The 19,125-nt window shown below is 66.1% G+C and carries 19 protein-coding genes; 8 read left to right on the forward strand and 11 right to left on the reverse strand.

Going from position 1 to position 19,125, the window contains the following annotated elements; all coding sequences use genetic code 11:
* The first annotated feature begins 197 nt into the window (after positions 1-197).
* From ACLB0R_RS01985 to hemF, 3 genes are read left to right on the forward strand one after another with little or no spacing between them, the layout of a single operon-like run.
* Positions 198-659, forward strand: coding sequence for a tRNA (cytidine(34)-2'-O)-methyltransferase (locus ACLB0R_RS01985; RefSeq protein ID WP_416641671.1), 462 nt, complete (start codon positions 198-200; stop codon positions 657-659).
* Positions 656-922: a pentapeptide repeat-containing protein gene (locus tag ACLB0R_RS01990; RefSeq protein ID WP_416641673.1), complete on the forward strand. Its 267-nt coding sequence runs from the start codon at positions 656-658 to the stop codon at positions 920-922. Before ACLB0R_RS01985 ends, ACLB0R_RS01990 begins: the two co-directional genes overlap by 4 nt.
* Positions 923-942: 20 nt before the next feature.
* A complete protein-coding gene (gene hemF / locus ACLB0R_RS01995) occupies positions 943-1,785 on the forward strand; it encodes an oxygen-dependent coproporphyrinogen oxidase (RefSeq protein ID WP_416641674.1) in 843 nt (280 codons plus the stop codon).
* A gap of 7 nt (positions 1,786-1,792) precedes the next feature.
* Here hemF and ACLB0R_RS02000 read toward each other — a convergent pair whose 3' ends face one another.
* The gene (locus tag ACLB0R_RS02000) at positions 1,793-2,533 is read right to left on the reverse strand and encodes a hypothetical protein (RefSeq protein WP_416641676.1); all 741 of its coding nucleotides are present in this window, start codon (positions 2,531-2,533) and stop codon (positions 1,793-1,795) included.
* A complete protein-coding gene (locus ACLB0R_RS02005; RefSeq protein ID WP_434953681.1) occupies positions 2,530-3,363 on the reverse strand; it encodes a hypothetical protein in 834 nt (277 codons plus the stop codon). Before ACLB0R_RS02005 ends, ACLB0R_RS02000 begins: the two co-directional genes overlap by 4 nt.
* A 125-nt stretch (positions 3,364-3,488) precedes the next feature.
* Here ACLB0R_RS02005 and lipB point away from each other — a divergent pair, with 125 nt between their 5' ends.
* The 3 genes from lipB to ACLB0R_RS02020 all read left to right on the forward strand — a co-directional run bounded on the left by lipB (position 3,489) and on the right by ACLB0R_RS02020 (position 5,406).
* Positions 3,489-4,148 carry a lipoyl(octanoyl) transferase LipB gene (lipB, locus tag ACLB0R_RS02010; protein ID WP_416641679.1) on the forward strand — a complete coding sequence of 220 codons (660 nt, stop codon included), beginning with the start codon at positions 3,489-3,491 and terminating at the stop codon, positions 4,146-4,148.
* A 103-nt stretch (positions 4,149-4,251) separates the two neighbouring features.
* A complete protein-coding gene (locus ACLB0R_RS02015) occupies positions 4,252-4,518 on the forward strand; it encodes a hypothetical protein (protein ID WP_416641681.1) in 267 nt (88 codons plus the stop codon).
* Between the two features lie 207 nt (positions 4,519-4,725).
* On the forward strand, positions 4,726-5,406 hold the full coding sequence (locus ACLB0R_RS02020) for a hypothetical protein (RefSeq protein WP_416641683.1): 681 nt from the start codon (positions 4,726-4,728) through the stop codon (positions 5,404-5,406).
* A 106-nt stretch (positions 5,407-5,512) separates the two neighbouring features.
* Here the strand turns inward: ACLB0R_RS02020 and queE are convergent, their stop codons facing one another.
* From queE to ACLB0R_RS02065, 9 genes are all read right to left on the reverse strand, one after another.
* On the reverse strand, positions 5,513-6,145 hold the full coding sequence (gene queE, locus ACLB0R_RS02025) for a 7-carboxy-7-deazaguanine synthase (protein ID WP_416641685.1): 633 nt from the start codon (positions 6,143-6,145) through the stop codon (positions 5,513-5,515).
* 8 nt (positions 6,146-6,153) lie between these two features.
* Positions 6,154-6,843, reverse strand: a complete 690-nt coding sequence (gene queC, locus ACLB0R_RS02030) for a 7-cyano-7-deazaguanine synthase QueC (protein ID WP_416641686.1) — start codon at positions 6,841-6,843, stop codon at positions 6,154-6,156.
* 326 nt (positions 6,844-7,169) lie between these two features.
* A complete protein-coding gene (locus ACLB0R_RS02035; protein ID WP_434953682.1) occupies positions 7,170-7,607 on the reverse strand; it encodes a DUF3617 domain-containing protein in 438 nt (145 codons plus the stop codon).
* Positions 7,608-7,732: 125 nt separating this feature from the next.
* On the reverse strand, positions 7,733-8,644 hold the full coding sequence (locus ACLB0R_RS02040) for an Hsp33 family molecular chaperone HslO (protein ID WP_416641689.1): 912 nt from the start codon (positions 8,642-8,644) through the stop codon (positions 7,733-7,735).
* A 199-nt stretch (positions 8,645-8,843) separates the two neighbouring features.
* Positions 8,844-9,761, reverse strand: a complete 918-nt coding sequence (gene argF, locus ACLB0R_RS02045) for an ornithine carbamoyltransferase (protein WP_416641690.1) — start codon at positions 9,759-9,761, stop codon at positions 8,844-8,846.
* A gap of 145 nt (positions 9,762-9,906) precedes the next feature.
* Positions 9,907-11,103 (reverse strand): aspartate aminotransferase family protein, encoded by a 1,197-nt coding sequence (locus tag ACLB0R_RS02050; RefSeq protein WP_416641691.1) that lies wholly within the window; start codon positions 11,101-11,103, stop codon positions 9,907-9,909.
* Positions 11,104-11,158: 55 nt separating this feature from the next.
* Entirely contained in the window at positions 11,159-14,224 is a 3,066-nt protein-coding gene (locus tag ACLB0R_RS02055) for an efflux RND transporter permease subunit (protein WP_416641692.1), read from the reverse strand.
* Entirely contained in the window at positions 14,221-15,267 is a 1,047-nt protein-coding gene (locus ACLB0R_RS02060) for an efflux RND transporter periplasmic adaptor subunit (protein ID WP_416641694.1), read from the reverse strand. The genes ACLB0R_RS02055 and ACLB0R_RS02060 overlap by 4 nt, the downstream gene beginning before the upstream one ends.
* Positions 15,268-15,353: 86 nt before the next feature.
* Entirely contained in the window at positions 15,354-16,169 is an 816-nt protein-coding gene (locus tag ACLB0R_RS02065; protein WP_416641695.1) for an ABC transporter permease, read from the reverse strand.
* Between the two features lie 122 nt (positions 16,170-16,291).
* Between ACLB0R_RS02065 and ACLB0R_RS02070 the strand changes: the two genes are divergently transcribed.
* Both ACLB0R_RS02070 and parE read left to right on the forward strand, forming a co-directional pair.
* On the forward strand, positions 16,292-16,975 hold the full coding sequence (locus ACLB0R_RS02070; RefSeq protein ID WP_416641697.1) for a GcrA family cell cycle regulator: 684 nt from the start codon (positions 16,292-16,294) through the stop codon (positions 16,973-16,975).
* 96 nt (positions 16,976-17,071) lie between these two features.
* Positions 17,072-19,051 carry a DNA topoisomerase IV subunit B gene (gene parE, locus ACLB0R_RS02075; protein ID WP_416641698.1) on the forward strand — a complete coding sequence of 660 codons (1,980 nt, stop codon included), beginning with the start codon at positions 17,072-17,074 and terminating at the stop codon, positions 19,049-19,051.
* The last annotated feature ends 74 nt before the right edge of the window (positions 19,052-19,125 follow it).

A 19,125-nucleotide genomic window follows, 5' to 3' on the forward strand; every position in this document is an offset into this window, starting at 1 on the left:
TGATATCGCGAGGATCGGCCCGTTGAGACCCCGGCAATACGATTGCGCCGCCGCCCCGGTGAGGGCAGCGATTCGAGGCCTGATAGACGCGCGCTCGCGGTTTTGCCAACAGCATTTTGACCATATTGCGAGCGCGGCGGAAGCGCCGTTATGCTTGTCGCTGGACGTGTGTTTGCCGCTTGGCCATAGCGCTGCAGATGCGGCTTGCGCTGTTCCAGCCCGATATCGCCGGCAATGTCGGCACCATGCTGCGCCTCGCCGCGTGCCTGGATGTGCCCGTCGACCTGATCGAACCGATGGGCTTTGCCTATAGCGACCGCGCGCTGGCGCGGGCCGGCATGGATTATGCCGCGCAAGCCGAGGTCCGCCGCCACGCCGATTGGCAGGCTTTCCTCGCTGCGACGCCGGGCCGGCTGGTGCTGATGACAACGCGGGGCGCCGAGCGGATCGATCGCTTCGCCTTCACGTCCGGCGACATCATCCTGATGGGCGCGGAATCGAGCGGCGTGCCGGCGCATGTCCATGATCGCGCCGATGCCCGCGTCGCCATCCCGCTGGCACCGGGCCGGCGCTCGCTCAACGTCGCGATTGCGGCGGGGATTGCGCTTGCCGAAGCGCTGCGCCAGACCGGGGGCTGGCCGGGGGAGGCAGACGCATGAACGCGCCACGCGAGATCAAAGGACAACGCTGGGACGGGGTGCGCTTCAACGACTGCTCGTTGAAGGATGCCGAGTTCGACAATGTCAATTTGGGCAATGCACGCTTCGACAACATCAACCTCGCCGGCGCGACGATCAACAATGTCAACCTTTCGGGCGTCGCCATTACCGACGCCAACATCACTGGCCTCACCATCTTCGGCTATGACGTGAAAGCGCTGATCGACCGCGAGCTCGATCGCGATTGCCCTGATCACCACTAACATCCGCACCAGGAACACCGATGAAGCCTCTCGATGACCAGCAGACCGCCGCCCGCCAGTGGTTTGAGCATCTACGCGACCTGATCTGCGCCGAATTCGAGGCGATCGAGCGCGAAGCAGGCTCGGACGCGGCGTTCGACTATACCGGCTGGGACCGCACCGATCCTTCAGGCGCGCCGGGCGGTGGCGGCGTGCGCGGGGTGATGAAGGGCAAGGTGTTCGAGAAGGTCGGCGTCAACGTCTCGACCGTTGGCGGCGCGTTCGAAGGCGATTTCGCCAAGTCGATCCATGGCGCGGCGGAAGACCCGAGCTTCTTCGCCACCGGCATCAGCCTCGTTGCGCACATGGCCAACCCGCATGTGCCGGCGGTGCACATGAACACGCGCTTCCTGGTGACGACCAAGCGCTGGTTCGGCGGCGGCGCCGATTTGAACCCGCCGACGCCGTACGAGCAGGACACCGCCGAATTCCACGCGGCGATGAAAGCCGCGTGCGACCCGCACGGCGCCGATTATTATGAGCGCTACAAAAAATGGGCGGATGAGTATTTCTACATCCCGCACCGCAAGGTCCATCGCGGCGTCGGCGGGATTTTCTGTGATCATCTGGAAGGCGATTTCGCCGCCAATTTCGCGTTCATCCAGGATATCGGCCGGCAATTCCTCGATGTGTATCCCCGCATCGTCCGCCGGCGGATGGCGACGCCGTTCGGGGCGGAGGACACCGCGCGGATGCTCGAATGGCGCGGGCGCTATGCCGAATTCAACCTGGTCTATGATCGCGGCACGCTGTTCGGCCTCAAGACCGGCGGCAATATCGACGCGATCCTGATGAGCCTGCCGCCGCTCGCGACGTGGAGTTGAGCCGAGCCTAGCGCGCCGCGCCGGTCGCCTGGCGGTACAGCGCGATGCGGATCAGCACCAGCGCCAGCGCCAGCGATGCTTCGATCGCGGCGATCAGCGTATCGACGAGCGTGATCGCGATGGGGTTGGGCATGCTTGCCCGCAACGCATCGTCGAGCGCGAGCAGCGGCAGCGCGGCCAGCTGCGCCCCGAACAGGCCGATGCCGGCGAGCCCCGCCACCAGCAAGCCATTGCCGCGCGTCAGCCGCAGCGATTGCATCACTGGGCCGGGCGGCTGCGTCCCTTCCTCAACCAGCGATGGCGCGATCAGCATCGCCCGGCCCGCGATCCACAGCCCGGGCACGACCAGCGCGAGCATGCCGAGGAACGCGACGATCGCCACGCCTGCCGAGAGCACGACATAGACCGGAAACAACCGGAGCGCGCGCGCCATCGCCTCGGCGACGCTGGGCCGCGCGCGATCCATGACGAAAACGGTGATGGCAAGCGCGCCGAACAGCGAGGAGGCAACCCCCGCCAGCATCACCGGCGCATTCGCCCCTGCCCAGGTGAAATAAAGGTCCACCCAATGTTCGATCGCGGCCTCGCCAGCACTCGCGGCGACGGGCGGCGGCGGCGCAGGCACCAGCAACAGCACGGCAAGCGACGGCACGAGCAGGAACAGCCCGGCCAGCGCGACCATCACCTCATGGTCGCGGCGAAACATCGCCCAGGCGGCGGTCACCGCCTGGGGCAGATCCATCGTCATGCAGCGTCGATGCCGGCGTCCGCGAGCCCACCACGCGCGGCGACGTAAAGCTTGCCGGTGAAGGCATCGCCGATCAGCGAGAACACCGTCGCGACGATCGCCACGATCAGGATGGTCAGCACCGCACCCGCGCCGAGTGGGCCACCATCGCCAAGCGCGAGCCGCAGCACCGAGCCGAACACCGCCTTCGCTGCCAGGGCCGCGACGGCGCCAACCAGCCCGATCAGGATGAGCGCGCCGAGGATGCGCAGCGCCAGCCCGCGCGTCAGCTCGAACGAGCGACCGAACGCGCCAATGCCCTGCTGCTCGAACAGGACGACCGGCACGGTGAGCGACAGTCGCGCGGCAATCCACAAAAGGCCCACCACCAGCGCCAAGCCGTAGACGAACAAAGACCAGCCAACCCAGCCGGGCATGCTCTGGAACACCGCCGGATCGATCTTGTTGCCATTAAAGGCAGTCGGCGGCACGCCGCCGGCGATCATCAGCGCAAAGAATGGAATGAACAGCACGACCGCGGCGATGCCGAGCAGGAAGAACACGCCGATCACCACCCAGACGCGCCGCCGGACGCGCGCCAGCGCTTCGCTCAGCCCGGCATTGGTGTCGATCGCGAAGGCCTGCACCCCGAGCCGCGCCACGAGCGCGACGATCGAGGCAACGAACCCGACGATCGAGATGAGCGCGCTGGTCCCCGGCGCCGCGCCATCCTTCATCACCGTCAGCCCCTGCTGAAAGGCGAGCAGCAGCGCGATCAGCAGCCCGATCGGGGCAAGCGCGCGCAGATTGTCACCCAGAAATTCGGTTGCCCGATCCCACACATCGCTCATTCGAACCATGATCGCCCCGTCTCCCTATCGCAGCCATGATAACCGCAATCCGCTCAACTCTAATCGATTGCCGCGTCGCTTGCCAATGCTTGCGCGGCGCACGCGAGTGGCGCATCGGCACGGGCATGAGCCCGGCTCCCGATGACATCGAGTGGCGTGTCGATACCGCGCCTGTCCCCTACCCCGCCGCCGTCGAGGCGATGGAAGCGCGTGCCGCCGCAATCCTGGCCGGTGAAGCGCGCGAGCTCGTCTGGCTGCTCGAGCATCCGCCGCTCTACACCGCCGGCACCAGCGCCGATCCGGTCGAGCTGATCGACCCGCGCTTCCCCGTCTTCCCGAGCGGTCGCGGCGGCCGCTATACCTATCACGGGCCGGGCCAGCGGATCGGCTATGTCCAGATCAACCTGGCGCAGCGCGGGCGCGACGTGCGCTGCTACGTCCACGCGCTGGAAGGCTGGGTGATCGCGGCGCTGGCGCGGCTGGGCATCGAGGCATTCCGCGCCGAGGGCCGCATCGGCATCTGGACGATCGACCGGCATGGCGCCGAAGCCAAGATCGGCGCGATCGGCGTGCGGGTGAAGCGCTGGGTCACGCTCCACGGCTTCTCGGTCAATATCGCGCCGGACCTGGCCGATTTTGCCGGTATCGTGCCATGTGGGATCAGCGATTTCGGCGTGACGAGCGTCGCGGACCTTGGCGTTGCTGCCGATATGGCCGCGTTCGATCTGGCGCTGCGCCATGAATTCTCAAGCTTTCTCAATAGCTTTACAAGCTGCGACAATTAGAATCTTGAGGGGCCTGCCCTATCCGGTTAAATGCGGCGCAGATTTGGACATCAGGGCAAGCCAAGCCGGCCAAATCCGTCTCTATTTTCCGGGAGCTTCTTCAATGCGTGCACTCTTCACCAAGACGATTGCCGGCACCATGGTCGCTAGCGCGGCGCTGGCGCTGTCGGCCTGCGGCCACAAGACCGAGGCGACGACCGACAATGCGATGACTTCGGAATTGAACACCACCGACGAAATGCAGACCGACAACATGACCTCGACCGATGGCGCGATGGCCTCGAATGACGCGGCGATGGCGTCGAACGATGCGATGGCCTCGAACGACGCGATGTCGTCGGGCGACGCGATGGCGTCGAACAAGCATTGATCAGGCCGGCCGCTGCGCGCGGCCGCCCGTTGCATTGAGGAAAGGGTCGTCCGGCGAACGGGCGGCCCTTTTTCGTTATGCACTGCTTTCGATGCCCCGCGGCGGGGCAGAACGCGTCAGGGCTGCGCCGAATGGGTCTTGGGATTGACGCGCAAAGCCTTTAACGCAGGCACCGCCGGGAATGATTCAGCATGAGGGTAGCGTAACATGGCGTGGGTGCGGGGTTTGGTCATTGGTCTGGTGCTCGCCGGGGCAAGTCTGGCGGCGGCAATGCCGGCATCGGCGCAATTCTATCTGCGCAATCCCGTGATGACCGGCGCGCCGATGAATGGCGACGAAGCCGATATCGGCTATCAACTGCCCGGCGCGACGCCGGCGGAACTGCGCGCGGGCATGACCTGGGCGATGCGCTCGGCGCTCAACGTCGCCGCGCTGCAATGCCAGTTCGAGCCGCAGCTGCTGGCGGTCGACAATTACAACGCGATCCTCGTCGACCATAAGGCGGAGCTCGCCAAATCATGGGCGACGCTGCAGGGCTATTTCGCGCGGACCAACAAGGGCAACAAGGCCAAGGGCACCACCGCGCTCGACCATTTCGGTGAGCGGCTCTATTCGGGCTATTCGACGGTGACCGCGCAATATATTTTCTGCCTGACCGCCTCGCAGATCGCGACCGATGCGATCTTCACCAAGCGCGGCGGGTTCAGCGACCTGGCGGCAGCCCGGCTGCGCGAGCTGCGCAACAGCCTGAAACCGGCGGGCGAGCAGCAATTCCCCGGGCGCGGGCCGTTCGAGGAAACCTTGTTCGACACGCGGCTCACTGCCCCCAATTGCTGGATCCGCAAGAACCGATGGGACACCAAGCGCTGCGGCCCGCAGCCGAGCTGACGCGACTAACGTCATGCCAGCGCAAGCTGGCATCGCTTGCCGATAGCGACGGACTTTTCTGCCAGCGATCCCAGCTTTCGCTGGGATGACGGTTGGGAGGTCCTCGCTACCGCAACCCCAACAGCTTGTGCGTCTGCAGGCTGAGGCGCCAGCGCGGGCGTTCCAGCACCAGATCGATCGCGGCCTGGCGGTTCTGCTCGGCGGTCGGGCTGTCCATCGGCTGGATCAGCCAGTGGCGGAAATCCCAGCGCTCGATCGCGTCGATATCGCTGCCCGGTTGCGGCCAGACCAACTTCAGTTCATCGCCCGCTTGCTGGACGACGACGCTGCCAGCCTTGGGGCTGACGCACACCCAGTCGATACCGGGGTGAACGGGAAGCGTGCCATTGGTTTCGATGGCGATTTCGAAGCCGGCGGCGTGCAGCGCCTCGACCAGCGCATCATCGACCTGGAGCATTGGCTCGCCCCCGGTCAGCACGACGAAGCGATCGGCCCTACCCGCGCCCCACAGCGCCACCGCCGCTGCCGCCAGCGCGCCGCCATCGGCGAAACGGCCGCCGCCATCGCCATCAGTGCCGACGAAATCGGTATCGCAGAAACGGCAGACCGCGCTCGCCCGATCCGCCTCGCGCCCCGACCACAAATTGCACCCGGCAAAGCGGACGAACACCGCGCGGCGCCCGGCATTCACGCCTTCGCCCTGCAATGTCAGGAACATCTCTTTGACGGCGTAGCTCATCCGGCGGCTCAGGGGTGCGCGGCGTAGACGGTCGGATCGGGAACGCCCGCTTCCTCGAAACCGCGTTGCCGCAGCCGGCAACTATCACACAGCCCGCAATGCAGCGCGCCCGGCGCGGGATCGTAGCAGGACCAGCTCATCCCCGCATCGAGCCCGAGGCGGGCGGCTTCCTTGACGATCTCCGCCTTGGTCATGTGCTGGAGCGGCGCGTGGATGCGGAACGGCGCGCCTTCCACGCCGGCGCGCGTCGCCAGCTTCGCCATCGCTTCGAACGCGGCGATGAATTCGGGCCGGCAATCGGGATAGCCCGAATAATCGAGCGCGTTGACGCCGATATAGAGGTCGCTCGCGCCCGCCGCTTCTGCCCAGCCCAGCGCCAGGCTCAAGAAAATCGTGTTGCGCGCCGGCACATACGTCACCGGGATGCCCGGCCCGACGCCATCCTTGGGCACCGCGATATCGTCGGTCAGCGCCGATCCGCCGAACGCCGACAAATCGATCGGCAGCACGATGTGCTCGACCGCACCGAGCGCCGCCGCGATCCGCCGCGCCGCCGCAATCTCGACGCGATGGCGCTGGTTGTAATCGATCGACAGCGCGAGGAGTTGATGGCCCTCCTCGCGCGCGCGCGCCGCGGAGACCATCGAGTCGAGCCCGCCGGACACGAGCGCGACGGCAAGGGATTGGGGTATAGTCATCGCTGCGCGAGCTAATGGCTAGGGGCGACGGGTGCAACCGGTGTCACCAATCAATCCTACCCCTTCGGGGGAAGGGGACCAGCGAAGCTGGTGAAGGGGGAGGAATGCCCATGGCGCGTAAGGGGGCTGCCCCCTCCGTCAGGCTCCGCCTGCCACCTCCCCCGGCGGGGGAGGATTTTGAGTGGTCCGCCAATCACGGCCACAAAAGAAGCGGGCCGCCCCTTTTGAAGGAGGCGGCCCAGTTAGCTTCTTTCAAGAAGCCATGGGAGGAAAGCGTGCCCAAGAAGACACGTCACCCTCCCTAGCAAACACCGGTAAAGCCGCGGTTAACGGCTCGTCGTCTGGCAGGCGCCGACCCGCTTGCCGGCATAATCGAGATCGAACGGCGCGGCCTGCGCGATCCCTTGCGTCTGCAGGCGGAACTGGCGCGGCGTATCGATTGAGATCGTGGTGCGGCCGCTGCCCGCGCCCTGGCAATTATAATTGACCGTCGCGGTCTCGGGCTTGTCCTCGACGACATAGCGCGTGCAGCTTGCGGTCGCATGGCGCAGCTGGATCAGCTGATCGGCGCTGATCAGGCACATCAGATGGGGTGCCGCCGACGAGCCGACTTCGCGCAATTCCCACTGGCCCGGCTCGATCGCCCGCATCACGGCGAGCATCGGCGCATGAAGCGGCGCGGCGGCGGTCAGCGCCGCCAAAGCAGCGCCCGCCAGCGCGACGCGGCGCTCGCTCAAACCCATTCGCCCTTGCCTGATCATCATTGCCGCTCCTGCACTCAACCGGCGAGCCCCCAATCAGCTCGCCCGGGGTAACATGCGACGGCGCGACGTTGTTCTATCCCGTCACCTTATATCATGGGGTATCGCGAGCGGTTTAGCAATGACCGTTACGCGGCGAGATCAGTCACCGGAAACGGAAATTTGGTCGCGCAGAACGCGCAATCGACGGTAATCACGCCATTTTCGTCAGCCATGGCGCGCCGTTCCTCGATCGGAAATTTCGAGATCACCTGCGCGATATAATCCGCCGTGCACCGGCAGCCGCGCGCCAACGGCAAAGCGGTGAGCACGCGCACTTCGCCCTCCTCGTTGAACAAGCGCCAGATCAGCGTCTCCAGCGTCGCGTCGGCATCGGTCAGTTCATCTGCCTCGATCGTCGCGCCAAGTGCTTCGACATGCTGCCATTCGGGATGGTCGAGCCGAGTGTGCAGCCGCTCGCGCCCTTCTTCGCCCTCCGGCAAATGCTGGAGGAACAGCCCACCGACGATGCAATGGCCATTGGCGTGCTTGCGCATGCCGACTCGCACCAGCGTCGGCAGTTGCTCGGACTGGACGAAATAGCTCTGCACCGCTTCGGCCAGCGTATCGCCGTCCAAGGGCACGATGCCCTGGTAGCGCTCGCCGGTCAGCGCCTGATCGAAGGTGATCGTCAGATACGCCTGGCCGAACAGCGCGAACAGCGTCGGCTCGGCGGGGGCGGTGGCGAGCCGGTCAGCGTCGAACTCGACATAGCCGCGCACCTCGCCGCCCTTGAAATCGCAGACCAGCAAGCGGACGACGCCGGTTTCCGATTGCGTCTGCAGCGTGAGCTGGCCGCCCGCATCCTTGAGCGTCGAGCCGATCAGCGCGGTGACGGTCAGCGCTTCGGCGAGCAGCTTTTCGATCGCCGGCGGGTAAGCGTGCTTCGACAATATCTCGTCGAGCACCGGCCCCATCCGCACGAACCGGCCGCGCGCGTGCCGATCGGGGATGGTGAAGCCGAGCGCGATGTCGAGATTGGGGGTGGTGTCCATGGTCATCCTATCATCCCGTCAGCGAGCGTGACGCGCGCAATCCTTTTCGTCACCCCGGCCTTGTGCCGGGGTCCACGGTGCCGCCATCGCAATCGCTGCAAGCAATGGCGCGGTGGATGCCGGAACAAGTCCGGCATGACGGGTCATTGCTGCAGGAAGTGCAACGGAAAGCGCCGAAGATAGGCTCTCTATCGGCCCGTTCAACTCACCCGATCTGCCCGAAGCACCAGCGCAGAATGCTCTTCTGCGCATGCAGGCGGTTTTCCGCCTCGTGCCAGATCAGCGACTGCGGGCCGTCGATCACCTCCGCAACCACTTCCTCGCCGCGATGCGCAGGCAGGCAGTGGAGGAATTTCGCGTCCGCCTTGGCTGCCGCCATCAGCGTGGGCGTGACCTGATACGGCATCAACGCGGCGAGCTTGGTGTCGGCATGCGCCTGACCCATCGAAATCCAGGTATCGGTGACGATGATGTCGGCGCCCTCGACCGCTTCCTGCGGGCTCGAGACGCAGCGCGCCCGACCCTTGCCGAGCGCGATTGCCTCATCGGCGGGCTGAAAACCCTGCGGGCAAGCGGCGGTGACGTCGAACTGCATCAGCCCGGCCGCCTCGACGATCGAGGTCAGCACGTTGTTGCCATCCCCCAGCCAAGCGACTTTCAGCCCCGGCAGCGCCCTGCCGCTTTCGATGATGGTCAGCAGGTCGGCGACGATCTGGCAGGGGTGCGAATAATCGGTCAGGCCGTTGATCACCGGCACGCTGGCACAAGCCGCCATTTCCTCGACCTTGGCGTGATCATCTGTGCGGATCATGATCGCGTCGACATAGCCCGACAGGATGCGCGCGGTATCGGCGATGGTCTCACCGCGGCCGAGCTGCATGCTGCCCGCCTCGGCCACAATCGTGGTGCCGCCAAGCTGGCGCATCGCCATGTCGAAGCTGAAGCGGGTGCGGGTCGAGTTCTTCTCGAACACCATCGCCAGCACATGCCCGGCCAGCGGCGCGTCAGCATCTGGGCGCCCCTTGGGCCAGCCGGCGCGCGCCGCCTTGCGATCGATAGCGTCGTTGATCATTGCGGCGATGGCGTCGCCGCCCGCATCGCTGAGGTTGAGGAAGTGGCGCACCGCTAAATCCTCCCCCGCCGGGGGAGGGGAACCACGAAGTGGTGGAGGGGGTTAGCCGCGAGCGACGATCGCTGGGCCTCCACCCCCGCCGTCAGCCGCTGGCGCGGCTGCCACCTCCCCCCATGGGGGAGGATTTGGTTAGCCCTCACGCTGCCTCGGCAGGCACATAGGCCCGCGCCGCCTCGCTCAGCTTTTCGATCGCCTCGGCGATGTGGCTTTCGTCGATCACCAGCGGCGGCAGGATGCGGACGACATTGTCGCCGGCCGCCACCGTCAGCAGTTGGTGATTGTCGCGGGCATGCGCGACGAAATCGCGTGGCGTGACGCCGTCCTTCAGCTTCAGGCCGATCATCAGCCCTTTGCCGCGCACGCTTTCGAACAAGTGATCGTGATTGGGGATCATCTGCTCGAGCGCCGCGCGCAGCCGATCGCCCATCGCGGTCACATGATCGAGAAAGCCCGGCTCGCCCATCACGTCGAGGATCGCCATACCCGCCGCCATCGCCAGCGGATTGCCGCCATAGGTCGAGCCATGCGTGCCGATCACCATGCCCTTGGCGGCTTCCTCGGTCGCCAGGCACGCGCCGAGCGGGAAGCCGCCGGCAATGCCCTTGGCGACCGACATGATGTCGGGCTCGATGCCGTAATGCTCGTACGCCCACATCTTGCCGGTGCGGCCATATCCGCACTGGACCTCATCGAGCACAAGCAGCAGGCCGTGCTCATCGGCGGCCTTGCGCAGACCGGTGATGAACTCGGGGCTGCCGACCGAAATGCCGCCCTCGCCCTGGATCGTCTCGACCAGGAAACCGGCAGTCGTATCGTCGATCAGCGCCAGCGCGGCGTCGAGATCGTTGAACGGCGCATAAGCGAAGCCCGGCACCAAAGGCTCGAAGCCGTCGCGCATCTTGGCCTGGTTGGTCGCGCTGATCGCGCCCATCGTGCGGCCGTGAAAGGCGTTGTTGAAGGTGATCAGCTTGTGCCGCTGCGGCTGGCCATTGGCGAAGTGATAGCGCCGCGCCGTCTTGATCGCGCATTCGATCGCCTCGGTGCCCGAATTGGTGAAGAACACCGTGTCGGCGAAACTGATGTCGACGATGCGCTGCGCCAGCGCCTCGCCCTGTGGGCTACCGTAGAGGTTTGAGACGTGCATCAGCGCCGCCGCCTGGTCGGCAATCGCCTGCACCAAACGCGGATGGCCATGGCCGAGGCAATTGACCGCGATGCCGCTGGCAAAATCGAGATAGCGCTGGCCGTCCTCGCCGATCAGATACGCGCCCTCGCCTCGCACCGGCCGCACCCCGCTCCGGGGATAGACAGGCATCAGCGGGGTGATCGGCATCGGAAAAGCTCCCTAACGCAAAAAGGCGACCCCAGCGGCCGCCTGGAGGCGCTTTTTACGGGGTGGTGACGGGGAGTGCAACACCATGCGTCGGCTCGCTCCGACGCACCGCTAGCAGGTACATGACCGGCGTCACGATGCGGCTGAGCAGGGTCGAGCTCACCAGCCCGCCGATGATCACCCAGGCGAGCGGCGAATAGAGCGCCGAGCCGCCGACCGCGAGCGGCAGCAGGCCGCCGATCGCGGTGACGGACGTGAGCAGCACCGGCAGGAAGCGGATTTCGCCCGCGCGTTCGATCGCTTCGCGCAACGCCATGCCCCGCTCGCGCAATTGGGTGGTGAAATCGACGAGTAGGATCGAATTCTTGATCTCGATGCCGATCAGCGCGACGAAGCCGATGATCGCGAGGAAGCTCAGCGAGTTGCCGGTCAGGAACAGCGCGATCAGCCCGCCGAACGTGCCGAGCGGGATGACGCCGGCGACGACCGCGGTCTCGCGGAACCGCCCGAACTCCAGCACCAGCACACCGATGATGCCGAAGGTCGCGAGCAGGATGATCGGCCCAAGGCCGGAGAAATTGCGCTGCGCCGACTCTGCCTCGCCACCCAGGCTGAAGCTGTAGCCATCGGGAAGCGCGATATTCTTCAGCCGCTTCACGACCTCGGTCGTCAGCTTCGAGGTGAGATAGCCCGATTTGTTGAACGCCGTCACCGTGACCGTGCGCTTGAGCTTGTAGCGCGTGATTTCGGGCGGCACGCTTTTCAAATGCGGCTGCGCGATCGACAGCAAGGGCACGCTGCCGCCGGCGAGCGTCGGCACATAAACATGGCTCAAGACCGAAATCGGCTGGGTATCGCCGAGCGGCAGGCGCACGGTGACGGGCCAGCTATCGCCCTCGCTGTCGCGCAGCCGGCTTGCCTGCTCGCCGCTGATCGCGAGCCGCAGCGCGCGGCGTGCCTCGCCCGGTGCCACATCGAGCAGCGCCGCCTTGGCCTCGTCCAGCCCCAAATCCATGTCGACGCGGTCATAAGCGATCGGGCTATCGATATCGCGCAGCCCATCGACCTGCTGCATTTGCGCAACCACCTCGTCCGACAAGCGCTTGAGTTCCGCCAGATTGCGGCCGCTGATGCGGACCTCGACAGGCGCTTGGACGCCAGGGCCATTCTCGAAAATCTTGATGGTCACGCGTGCATCGGGATAGCGGTTCAGCCGTGCCCGCAACCGCTCGATCTGCTGGGGCGAGCTCGCCGGGTCCCACTTGTCGAGCGTGACGAAAATGTCACCATAGCGCGCGTTCAGCTCCTGCTGCGGCGTGTTGTAGAAGATCTGCGGGTTGCCGCGCCCGGCATTGTCCATCCGCGTGACCACGCCATGTTCCTGCGCGATGATGGCGGAGACATCACGGACGGCATGATCGGTCGCGGCGAGGCTGCTGCCTTGCGGGGTTTCGACGCGGACGACGAAATAGGGCGTCTCGGCAGGCGGAAACAGGCTGAAGCCGAGCACCGGCACCAAAGCGAACGCGCCGATGCACAGCGCCAGCGCCCCCCAGAACCATAGCAGCGGCCGGTTGAGCGCGCCGTGGAGCACCGGCGCGTAGAGGCGGTGGATGCCCGCCATCACCAGTTGCAGCGCGCGATTGGGCTGGTGGTGCGGGCGCAGCAAGCGGCTGGCGACGAAGGGGATGATCGTCAGCGACACGGCGAGCGAACTCGCCACCGTGACCATCACCGACACGGGCAGACCGCGCACGAAATCGCCCGACCCTTCGGGCAGGAAGGCGAGCGGCAGGAAAGCGAAGATCAGCACCCCCGTCGCCCCCAGCACCGCCGCGCCGATTTCGCGCGTCGCGTTGATCGCGGCGTCGACCGGCGTGTCGCCATCGCGAATGTGGCGCTCGATATTCTCGGTCACCACGATCGAATCGTCGACGAGCAGGCCGAGCGACAGGATGAAGCCCGACACGCTGATCTGGTTGAGCGAATAGCCGAGCAGCGCCAGCCACAGCACGCCCATCGCCAGGCTCAACGGGATCGAGATCATCACGATCAGCGAGGGGCGGAAGCCGAGCGGGAAGAGCGTGACGAGCACCAGCGCCAGCGCGATGCCGAAATCGCGGCCGAGCTGGTTGAGGCGTCGGGCAATGTCCTGCGTCTGGTCGAACGCCACTTCCAGCTTGATGTCGGGCGGCAGATTGGGGCGGAACGCCTCCACCGCATCGACCAATGCCTTGCGCAGCGTTGCCGCGTCGACCTCGTCCTTCTGCTTCACCGTCACGAACAGCGCGCGATGGCCGTTGAAGCGCGCGATGTGGAGCTGCTCGGCAATCCCCCAGCTCACATTGGCGACGTCGCCCACCCGCACCAGCCGCCCGTCGCTGGCGCGCAAGGGGATGGCGCGGATGGCGTCGAGCGAGCGATACGCGCCGCCGGCATCGAGGTTGAAGCGCCGGCCGCCGCCCGTCACCGTGCCCGCCGGCGCATCGATGCCGCCTTGCTGGATGGCGTTCGACACCGCCGAGGCCGGCAGCCGCGCCTCCGACAATCGCCCACTATCCACCGCGACGCGCACTTCCGGGCTCGCCGCGCCGTCGATCACTGTCGCACGCACGCCGGGGACGACGTTGAGCTTGTCGTGCAAATCCTTGGCGTATTTGTTCATCCGCAGCCAATCGGCGGTATCACTGACCAGCGCGAGCTGCAGCACGCCAGCTTCCGTGGTGCGGAAGCGACGATAGGTTATCTGGCGGATGCCCTGCGGCAGCTGATCGCGGATCGAGCCGACTTCGCGCACCACCCGGTCGAGCGATTGCTCGGCATCGGTGCCGTGCTCGAACTCGATTACTACGCTCGCCGAGCCGTCGGTCGAGGTCGAGCGGATTTCGCGGACATGGTCGAGACCCTGGAGCTGATCCTCGATCGGCTTGGCGACGGTTTCTTCCATGTCGGCGGCGTCGGCGCCGGGCAGATTGACGATGACGACGATGTTGGGGACCGGGAAATGCGGATCGACCGAGCGCGGGATCGACAGGAACGCCGAGACGCCCATCGTGACGAGCAGCAGAAAGACGAGCAGCGTCAGCTGCCAGCGCCGGACGGCCAGCGCGGTAAGGTTCACTTAGCTGGCCCGATGACGCGGACGGTCATCCCGTCCTTGAGCCGATCGACGCGCGAGGTGACGACACGCTCGCCCGGCGACAGGCCGACGAGCACGCGGATACCGTCATCAGTCGCCTCGCCGATCGACACCTGGCGAAGGTGAACGATCGGCCGCGCCGGATCGAGCACATAAGCAAAGCCGGTGCCGGCGCGCGCGGCGAAAATAGCAGGCGCGGGCACGCTCAATTGCCGGTCGGGGGCGCCGGTCGCGGTAATGGTTGCGTCGCCGATTTCCCCCGATTTGAGCCGCGGATCGGCGGGCAAGCGGATTTCGGCGATGAAGGTGCCGGTCGCTTTGTCGGCGCGGCCGCCGATTTCGATCACCGGGCCGGTAAGCGTCGCGCCGCCGAGCGCCGCCAGCGTCACGCGCGCGGGCGCGCCCATCACCAGCCGAGCGGCATCGCGATCGGAGAGCGGCACGCGCAGCACATAGCCGCTTGCCTCGTCGCCGACGTTGAGCACTGGCGTGCCTGCCGCGACGACCTGGCCGGGCTCGGTGAGCCGCGACAGTACGACGCCCGGGCCGGGTGCGACAATCGTCGCGTGGCTCGCCTGGAAGCGCGCTTGGGCGACAGCAGCATCGGCAGCTTCGAGCGCGGCCTTGGCGGTTTCCAGGCGGGGGCGGGTGATCCACCCCTGCCCCATCAGCACGGCACTGCGCTTATATTCGGCAACGGCGCGATCGCGCTCGGCCGCGGCGCGGGCGAGGTCGGCGCGGACGGTGGTCGTATCGAGCGACGCGAGCACTTGCCCGGCATGGACGCGATCGCCTTCATTGACCGCGATGCTCAGGATGCGCCCGGCACTGGTGAAACCGAGCTGCGCCTCGCGCCGCAGCGCAACGGTGCCGACGCCGGTGACGCTGGCGGGCTGATCGGTCGCGCCGATCGTCGCGATGCGGACTTCTGGCGGCGGCGGCGCGGCGGTCGTGGTGGTCGGGCTGCTGCACCCGGCGAGCATCGCCGCCAGCGCGCCCAGTATTGCGACAACCCCCAACCGCATCCCCACCTCCTGTTATGGCGCGGATTTAGCGGATTAGGTTTCAACCAGCAACTGATATTGTTGCGGCACGGATACGGGATTTCGGGCTAGCTCTTCAGCCGCCAACCGCGCCTGAGCAGGGTGTAGCACAGCACTGCCATGACGACGTCCAAGCCCAACACGACGATCGCGCCGATCCACACCGGCGAGTCGCTCACTCCCAGAAAACCATAGCGAAAGCCCGAGATGATGTAGAAAAACGGGTTCACATGGCTGAACGCGCGGAACGCCGGCGCCAGCCGATCGACCGAATAGAAGGTACCCGACAGCAAGGTCAGTGGCGCGATCAGGAAATTCTGGATGGCGGCGGCGTGATCGAACTTTTCCGCCCACATCGACGTGGTGATGCCGACGAGCGCAAGGAAGCTCGCCCCGAGCAGCCCGAACCACAGCACCGCGCCGATGTTGCGCGGAAACACGTGCACGCCTGGCCAAAGCTGCATCGCCAGAAACACCGCCAGCCCGACCAGCACCGCGCGCGTCACCGCGCCGCCGACCATCGCGACGAGCAGTTCGGCCGTCGACAAGGGCGGCATCAGATAATCGACGATCGTCCCCTGGATCTTGCCGACGAGCAGCGAAAAGCTCGAATTGGCGAAGCTGTTCTGCAGCATGCCCATCACGATCAGCCCCGGCGCGATGAAATCGGCAAACGCCACCGTCTCGCCACCGACCGAAACCGGCCGGCGCGCGCCGCTCGCGACCGTGAAGATCACCAGAAACAGCAGCGTCGTCACCGCCGGTGCCCAGATCGTCTGCAACTGGACCTTGAAGAAGCGGCGCACCTCCTTCACATAGAGGGTGCGCATCCCGCCCCAATTGACGCTCTTGATCACCGGCACGCCCGGTGCGGTGCTGATCATTGCGGGCGATGCGGCCCGGGGCGTGCTGGGGACTGGGTCAGTCATCACCACGCCGGTAATCGCTGGCGCGCCATCTGCCAAGCAGGCATGAAGCGCGACGGCTGAAGAGTGAAAGAGAGTGAATGAGCTGGACCGACGAGCGGATCGATACGCTGAAGACGATGTGGGAAAAAGGCATGACCGCCAGCCAGATCGCCGAGGCGCTGGGCGGCGTGAGCCGCAACGCGGTGATCGGCAAGGCCCATCGCCTGGGCCTTCAGGCGCGCCCTTCCCCGGTCAAGCCCAACGAGCCCGAGGCCAAGCCCGCCGCCGCGCCCCCGCCCGTTGCGCCCAAGGCTGCGACGCCGAAACCCGCTGTGGCACCGGCGCCTAAGGCCGAACCGCGACCCGCGCCCGTTGCCGCCAATCCCGTGCCGCCGCAGCCTGCCCCGGCGACGCCAGCCGCACCGGCGAGCGATGCCGCACCCACCGTCATCATGCGCTCGGTCGGCCCCGGCGGCTTCTTGCGCCAGGCACCCGGCGAGCAGCAGGCACCGATCGCGCCCGCGCCACCGCGCCGGCTCGTCCCCGCCAAGCCCTCGCCCGAGATTGCCGGCAAGACCACGCTGCTCGACCTCAATGACCGCATCTGCAAATGGCCGATCGGTCACCCTGGCGAGCCCGATTTCCATTTCTGCGGCGAGAAGGTGAATCCCGGCTTCCCCTATTGCGTCGATCATTGCGGCCATGCCTATCAGGCGCAGCTGCCGCGCCGCGATCGTCGCCCGCCGCCGCCGCTGCCGTTCGGCGGCCCGCGCGTGCGCTGACGCACGCCGCAAACGCTGCGCTCACCGGCCAGTCATCCACAGCGCCGTTGAGCACGCGTCTTGCGCGTGCGACTCGCCGCCCCCTATAGCCGCGCCATGTCCGACGATCTGTTCGCTTCCCAATCCAAGGCGTCGACCGAGTATGACGCCAGCGCGATCGAAGTGCTGGAGGGGCTGGAGCCTGTGCGCCGCCGCCCCGGCATGTATGTCGGCGGCACCGACGAGCGCGCCATGCACCACCTCGCAGCCGAAGTGCTCGACAATGCCATGGACGAGGCGGTCGCCGGCCATGCGACGCGGATCGAGGTTGTGCTGGAGCCCGGCAACCGCCTGACCATCACCGACAATGGCCGCGGCATCCCGGTCGACCCGCACCCGAAATTCCCTGACAAGAGCGCGCTCGAAGTCATTCTTTCGACGCTCCATTCCGGCGGCAAGTTCACCGGCAAGGCTTATGCGACCAGCGGCGGGCTGCATGGCGTGGGCGTCAGCGTCGTCAACGCGCTGTCTTCGGACACTGTGGTAGAAGTTGCGCGTAACCGTGAGCTATATCGACAGAAATTCTCGCGCGGCGTCACCCTCGGCCCGATCGAACATCTCGGTGGCACGCCCAACCGCCGCGGCACCTCGGTCAGCTTCGTGCCGGATACCGAGATTTTCGGGCCGGAGATGCACTTCAAGCCGGCGCGGCTTTACAAGCTGGCCCGATCCAAGGCGTATCTGTTCGCCGGCGTCGAAATCCGCTGGAAATGCGCGCCGGAGATCATCACCGATGACACTCCATCGGAGGCGGTGTTCCAGTTCCCCGGCGGCCTCGCCGACCATCTGCGCGAACAGCTTGGTGGTCGCGACTGCGCGACCGCCGATTTCTTCTCCGGCAGCCAAGACTTCCCGGACAGCCAGGGCCGTGTCGAATGGGCGGTCGCGTGGCCGCTCTGGTCCGATGGCAGCTATAGCTGGTATTGCAACACCATCCCCACCCCCGATGGCGGCACCCACGAAGCGGGGCTGCGCGCCGCGCTCGTCAAGGGCATCCGCGCGTTCGGCGATCTGGTCGGCCAGAAAAAGGCTAAGGACATCGCGCCCGAAGACGTGATGACCGGCAGCGAGCTGATGCTCAGCGTCTTCATCCGCGATCCGCAATTCCAGAGCCAGACCAAGGATCGCCTGACCAGCCCCGAGGCCGCCACGCTCGTCGAGCGCGCGGTGCGCGACCATTTCGACCATTTCCTGTCCGACAATATGGAGCGCGGCAAAGCGCTGCTCGGCTATGTGCTCGAACGGATGGACGAGCGCCTGCGCCGCAAGGCCGAGCGCGACGTCAAGCGCAAGACCGCGACCAGCGCCCGCAAGCTGCGCCTGCCCGGCAAGCTCACCGATTGCTCGGCCGACAGCCCCGAAGGCACCGAGCTGTTCATTGTTGAGGGCGACTCGGCCGGCGGCTCGGCCAAGCAGGCGCGCGATCGCAAGACCCAGGCAATCCTGCCCATTCGCGGCAAAATCTTGAACGTCGCCTCAGCAACCAGTGCCAAGATATTGGCGAACCAGGAAATCGCCGACTTGGTGCAGGCGCTCGGCTGCGGCACCCGCAAGGATTGCGACCCCGCCAACCTCCGCTACGACCGCGTCATCATCATGACCGACGCCGATGTCGATGGCGCGCATATCGCGACTCTGCTGATGACGTTCTTCTTCCAAGAAATGCCCGACATCGTCCGCCAGGGGCATCTCTACCTCGCCCAGCCGCCGCTCTATCGGCTGACGGCGGGCACCAAGAGCCTCTACGCCCGCGACGACGCCCACCGCGCCGAGCTGGAAGCAACCGAGTTCAAGGGCAAGAAGGTCGAAGTCGGCCGCTTCAAGGGGCTGGGCGAAATGAACCCCGGCCAGCTCCGCGAAACCACCATGGACCCCAAGAGCCGCAGCCTGATCCGCATCACCCTGCCCCAAGAATATGAAGCGCGGGCCGGCGTAAAAGACCTGGTCGACCGGCTGATGGGCAACAACCCCGCCCACCGCTTCGCCTTCATCCAGGAAAATGCCGCGCGAGTGGAAGAAGACGCGATCGACGCGTAAATTCTTTAGTCAAGTCGGCTACTTGACTCGCCCTCACAAGCCATAAGATAGTAAAGGGCATTTACAAGCGGGGA

It is taken from the genome of Sphingomonas sp. GlSt437, from assembly GCF_048015635.2.
In the GTDB taxonomy this organism is placed as follows: Bacteria; Pseudomonadota; Alphaproteobacteria; order Sphingomonadales; family Sphingomonadaceae; genus Sphingomonas.